Below are 5569 nucleotides of genomic sequence, written 5' to 3' on the forward strand. Positions count from 1 at the left end.
GGGGTCGACATCTTCGGGTCTGACGGGTTCGACGTCCAGGGGTTCGACGGTGCCGGCGTCCCCGGGTCTGACCTCGGCCGCCGGAGGTCTGACCGGGGCGGGAGCCACGGCGACACCGGCCCAGGCGGCCGCGCAGCCGACGCCGGTGCTGGGCCTGCCGGTGCAGCGTCGGCGACGCCCGCCGGAGGACGCCACCGCCGAACTGGTCGTCGGCGACGACGGCCTGCCCCGGCGCAGCCGCCAGCGCCACCTGGCGCCGCAGCTGCGCCGGCCGGTCGACGAGCCGTCCGGAGGGTTCCCGGCGGGCCTCGGCACCTCGCCCACGCCGCCGGTCGACCCGGACGCGGTCCGGGCCCGCATGTCGGCCCTACAGGCCGGCACGACCAGGGGTCGCCAGGAGAGCGCCGATGCTGGGCCGGCCGCGCCGGCGGACAGGCCGATGTGGACGCCGCCGCCCTTGGCCGATCTCCCTGCGACGCCGCTGACCGGCGACGTCGTGCCTGCGGCGGGTCCGGCCGACTCGGATGGCGAGGATGCCGACCGCGAACGGCCGGGCGACGCGACGCGGGCGCTGCGTATCCGCCGCTACACGTCGCCGACCACACCCGCTCCCGCGGACTCCAGGACGTCCCTCGCCGCGGACACGGCGGGCGCCGCCCAGGGCAACGGGAACGGGGCGAGTGCCGTCGTGGATCCAAGGGCTGGCGATCGAGACACGGGGAATGGTGTGGCCGCTGGCAACGGCGGCGGCAGTGGAGCGGTCGGCGGTGGCGAGACGGACACGGTGTCCATCGAGCCGCGAACCGGGACCGGTGCGTCGGGTCAACTTCCCGACCGGACGGAGGGGATCGGGTCCGCGACGCCACCCGTACCCTCGCATGAGCGACCGGCACCGCCCGCCGCGGGCGACCGGCCCGCGGACCCGGCAACCGACGGCGCGTCGCAGGTCAAGGATCCATCCGGAAAGGACGCGTAAGTGACGCAGACGACCAGGCCGCAGTCCAACCTCGACTGGCTGCTCGAAGACCTAGTCGCCCGCGTGCCCGGGGCGCAACAGGCGATCGTGCTCTCCGCCGACGGGCTGCTGATGGGGTTGACCAAGGGGCTGGAGCGCGACGACGCCGAGCACCTGGCCGCGATGGCGGCCGGGTTCCAGAGCCTCGCGAAGGGCGCCAGCCGCCACTTCGACGCCGGTGCCGTGCGGCAGACGGTGGTCGAGATGGAGCAGGCCTACCTGTTCGTGACCGCGGCGGGCCAGGGGGCGTGCCTGGCGCTGCTCGCGACGTCGGAGACCGACATCGGTCTGGCCGCGTACGAGATGGCCATGCTCGTCACCCGGGTCGGTCAGAACCTGACCTCGCCGCCGCGGATCCCGCCTACACCGCCGCCGGGGAGCGCCGATGGCGGCTGATCCCGGGCGCGACGGCCAGCCGGACTGGCTGGACATGGACGCGGGCCCGGTCGTCCGCCCGTACACGGTGACGGGTGGCCGGGTGAAACCGGTCAGCGGTTTCGACCTGGTGGCGTTCGTCGTGGCGGCGCCGCTCGACCGGGTCGACCTGGCGCCGCTGCAACCCGAGCACCGCACGATCATCGAGGTCGCGCAACGCCCGGTCGCGGTCGCCGAACTCGCCGCCCGCGTCGACCTGGCCCTCGGTGTGGTCCGGATCCTGCTCGGCGACCTGCTCTCCGCCGGGCTCGTGGTTTCCTACGAGCCGCAGCCCGCGGCTTCTCTTCCCGATAACGACATCCTCCAGGCGGTGGTCAATGGACTCCGTGCACTCTGACCGCCCCGGCCCCGGGGAGGGGCAACACATACCGATCGCGCTCAAGATTTTGATCGCGGGCGGCTTCGGGGTGGGCAAGACCACGCTGGTCGGCTCGGTCAGCGAGATCCGGCCCCTGCAGACCGAAGAAGTGCTCAGCACGGCGAGCGAGGCCACCGACGACGTCTCGGGCGTCGAGGGCAAGAACACGACCACGGTCGCGATGGACTTCGGCCGGATCACGATCAACGAGGACCTGCAGGTCTATCTGTTCGGCACGCCCGGCCAGGACCGCTTCTGGTTCCTCTGGGACGAGCTGGCCTTCGGCGCCCTGGGCGCGGTGGTGCTGGCCGACACGCGGCGGTTGGCGGACTGCTTCCCGTCGGTCGACTACTTCGAGACGCGCAACACGCCGTTCGTGGTCGGCGTCAACTGCTTCGACGGCATCCAGCGGCACAGCGCGACCGCGGTCCGCAGCGCCCTCGACCTGGACCCGGACGTGCCGGTGCTGCTCTGCGACGCGCGCGACCGCCAGTCGGGCAAGGACCTGCTGATCGCGCTGGTCGAGCACGTGGCGAGCCGGCGGGTGCCGACGGGCTGAGTTTCTTGTCGTAGGTGGGGTCGAGCATGGTCGGCATGCAGATCACCATCGATTGCGCGGCCCCGACCGAGCTGGCGGCCTTCTGGGCGACGGCGCTGCGCTACGACCTGGCGCCGCCGCCCGCGGGTTTCGCGAGCTGGCACGGGTGGTACAGCAGCGTCGGCGTGCCCGAGGAGGAGCTGGCCGGTCTGCCGGACGCCCCGGACCGCCTGGTCGACCCGGCGGGGGTGGGTCCGCGGTTCTGGTTCCAGCGGGTCCCCGAGCCCAAGACGGTCAAGAACCGCCTGCACCTCGACCTCGACGTCAGCGGGGGCCGCTCGGTGCCGCTGGCGACCCGCCGCGCCCAGGTCGAGGCCGAGGCGGCCCGACTATGCACGGCGGGTGCCACGATCTTCCGCACAATGGACGACGCACCCAACAACTACTTCGCGATCGTCATGCAGGACCCCGAGGGCAACGAGTTCTGCATCTGCTGACGGCCCGGGGGTCCACCTCGGAAGGCTGCGTCGTCTCTTTCGGCGTTCAGTTCGTTGCTCAGGGGCCACGTGGTTCGTTGCGTGGCCTCTACCCTGATCCTCCGTCGGGAGGCAGTATTGGGCTACTGGAGAAAGCATCAAAGAAGGACCTCGAGCGGGTACTGGAAGTCTTCGACAAGCACGGGTTCACGATCTTGGATCCACCGAAGTACTACACACTTCGATGCCCGTGCGGGCAGCACCAGAGGGCAGTTCCACCTGACACCGTCCGGCGCTTACTACGGGAACCACGCGATCCGGTGGGGGATGAAACTACCGTGTTGGGTGCAGAAGGACGACGAGGCGAGCGGAGAGGGGGTGGCAGCCGATGATTGAGGTTCAGATCGTTCGTCAGTTCCACGTGCGACGCCTCGATGGCAGTCGCCTAGAAGCTGGCGAGTTGCATGGCGAAGGCGAGCGGTTGATGGGCGCCCTGCTCGAACTGGAAGCCTGCAACGCCGATGTCCGCGATCCGAGCACCGCATCGGACGCCGACAGCGGCGTCGTCACCGTCGAACTGCTCATCAGAGCGGAATCCGAGGTCGCGGCGCTCGAGAAGTCCAAGACCGTCGCGCGCACTGCGATTCACGCCATCGGTGGCGCGACCCCGTGGGAGTCGACGCCCGCCCGAACGATCGACTACGTTCCGCGCAACGTCCTGCTCGAATACGTCTGACGCCAGGCGGCCGCCGATTGGGCGGCCGTCTGGACCGCTCTGGAAGCAGAACCCCGGCGCGACGCTTAGCGCAGCACGCCCCCACGTTCCGGCTTTTCGGGCGTCAAACGGCCACAACCATGCCGGACGTGTGAAATCCCCAATTGCCGTCGAAATCGGGCGGAGATCGTTCGGGCTTCGGGGCGATCGGTGGTCGGCTTCGGCGGGGCGTGTCAGTCTTAGGTGCGGGTCGACCCGGTTTCTTGACGGGGGTGGATCAATGTCGGATGGAGCCTCTAGCGGGCCGCGCGGCGGCGCCGAGACCGTCGAGGTGCTCGGTGGGCGGCTGGTGATCAACGATGGTCCGGCGATCATCGCCGCGGCGCGCGAAGATCGGGTGCGGTTGCTCGGGGGTGGCTACTTTCCGCCGCCTGTGCAGGACGTCCGCTACTGGCTGGACACCGCGACCGTCGACGGCGACGCCATGCATCAGATGTCGGCCGACCTGAGCGTTCGTGGTGGGCCGACCGCCCGCACGATGTTCGACGCCGCGATGCTCGGTGCGGCTGCCCCGCTCGGGGCGATGCTCGCCCGGCGGTTCGGCAACGACGGGCCGGTCGCCAGCAAGATCGCGCAGGGCGCCGAGGTGATCGCGACCGTGCCGAGCAAGCTGGTCCGCACGATCTGGCCACCCGACGACTACGGCGAGAAGGTCGACCCGCTGGCCGCCGCCAACGCCGCGGGGCTGCGAGCGACGATCACCTACCCGGGGCCGCCGTCCAGCGCGACGTCCGGCAACGGCAACCCCTTCTCCGCCGACGGTGTCCTGCGCGGCGGGCCGCGGACGGTCTCCATCCGGGCCAGCGTGCCCAGCGCGGACATGACCACCGACCTGCTCCGCGAGATGACCCTGCTGGTGCTGCGGGTGATCGGTGAGTTCGCGGGCGGCGACGCGCCGCTGCGCGGCCGCACCTACGTGATCGGCCGCCGGGAGCACCAGCCCCCACCCAATGCCGGCCAGGCGTCGGCGTCCTCGCCGGGGCCGACCCGCACCGAGAACGTCACCCTCGACCACGTCGGCGGCCTGGACACGATCGTCGGCCAGTTCCGCGAGATCGCGGTCAGCTTCCGGCACCCCGACATCATGGCCCGCTGGGGAGCGCGGCGGCCGCAGGGCATCCTGCTATACGGGCCGCCCGGCACCGGCAAGACCATGCTCGCGCGGGCGCTCGCCAACGAGATCGGTGCGACGTTCCGCGAGATCCGCACACCGGAGATCCTCGACAAGTGGCTCGGCGGCTCCGAGCGCAACATCAAGTCGATCTTCCAGGAGGCCCGCCGCTACCGGCACCCGACGGTGATGCTCTTCGACGAGTTCGACAGCATCATCAGCTACGCGGGCGCGGGCGGCGACGCCGCCAGCCAGGCGGTCAACGCGGTGGCGGGCATCTTCAAGCAGGAGATGAACAACCTCATCGAGGACAACCAGAACGTGATCGTGATCGCGACGACCAACTTCCCGCACCGGGTCGACGACTCCCTGATCCGTTCGGGCCGCTTCGACGTGAAGCTCTCGATCCCACTGCCCGACGAGGCGGGCCGGGCCGAGATCTTCAAGATGAAGATCCGCGACCTGGCGGAACGCCACGAATACTCGGGCTTCACGATGTTCGCCGACGACGTCGACGCCGCCGCATTGGCCGCGGTGAGCCACGGCTTCAGCGGCGCCGACATCGGCGAGGTCCTGCGCCGCGCCCAACTGGCCAAGGCCATGCAGGAAGCCCGCGGCGGCAAGGGCGACCCCATCACCCAGGCAGACCTCCTACAGATCACGACTTCGCTGCGGCACTGACCGGCTCGGCGCAGCCGACCGCAGACCGCACGCGGTAGTGCGGCCTTCCCGGACCGTCCGCGGCCAACGCGGGACCGCGACCAGGCTCGCACGGCATCGCCGCGCGGCAGCACAGCCCGCCGCGGACCTCGGGCGGAAGCGCGGCAGCACGGCCCGCCGCGGACCGCACGCGGCAGCGCG

At 70.9% G+C, this 5569-nt stretch carries 6 protein-coding genes and 1 pseudogene; all 7 read left to right on the forward strand.

All coding sequences use genetic code 11. The annotated features are described in order from the left end of the window. Window positions 1-976, forward strand: a pseudogene (locus tag Air01nite_RS40310) (hypothetical protein); the annotation flags it as partial. Continuing rightward, window positions 977-1411 (forward strand): roadblock/LC7 domain-containing protein, encoded by a 435-nt coding sequence (locus Air01nite_RS40315; RefSeq protein WP_203708747.1) that lies wholly within the window; start codon window positions 977-979, stop codon window positions 1409-1411. After that, the gene (locus Air01nite_RS40320) at window positions 1401-1787 is read left to right on the forward strand and encodes a DUF742 domain-containing protein (protein WP_203708749.1); all 387 of its coding nucleotides are present in this window, start codon (window positions 1401-1403) and stop codon (window positions 1785-1787) included. Before Air01nite_RS40315 ends, Air01nite_RS40320 begins: the two co-directional genes overlap by 11 nt. Beyond that, on the forward strand, window positions 1768-2367 hold the full coding sequence (locus tag Air01nite_RS40325) for a GTP-binding protein (RefSeq protein ID WP_203708751.1): 600 nt from the start codon (window positions 1768-1770) through the stop codon (window positions 2365-2367). Before Air01nite_RS40320 ends, Air01nite_RS40325 begins: the two co-directional genes overlap by 20 nt. Window positions 2368-2402: 35 nt before the next feature. Next, entirely contained in the window at window positions 2403-2843 is a 441-nt protein-coding gene (locus Air01nite_RS40330; protein ID WP_239091298.1) for a VOC family protein, read from the forward strand. A 367-nt stretch (window positions 2844-3210) separates the two neighbouring features. Further along, on the forward strand, window positions 3211-3558 hold the full coding sequence (locus tag Air01nite_RS40335; protein WP_203708753.1) for a hypothetical protein: 348 nt from the start codon (window positions 3211-3213) through the stop codon (window positions 3556-3558). Between the two features lie 259 nt (window positions 3559-3817). Continuing rightward, complete coding sequence (locus Air01nite_RS40340) at window positions 3818-5389, forward strand: ATP-binding protein (RefSeq protein WP_203708755.1); 1572 nt, start codon at window positions 3818-3820, stop codon at window positions 5387-5389. Window positions 5390-5569: the final 180 nt, after the last annotated feature.

The sequence above is a fragment of the Asanoa iriomotensis genome, assembly GCF_016862515.1.
In the GTDB taxonomy this organism is placed as follows: Bacteria; Actinomycetota; Actinomycetes; order Mycobacteriales; family Micromonosporaceae; genus Asanoa; species Asanoa iriomotensis.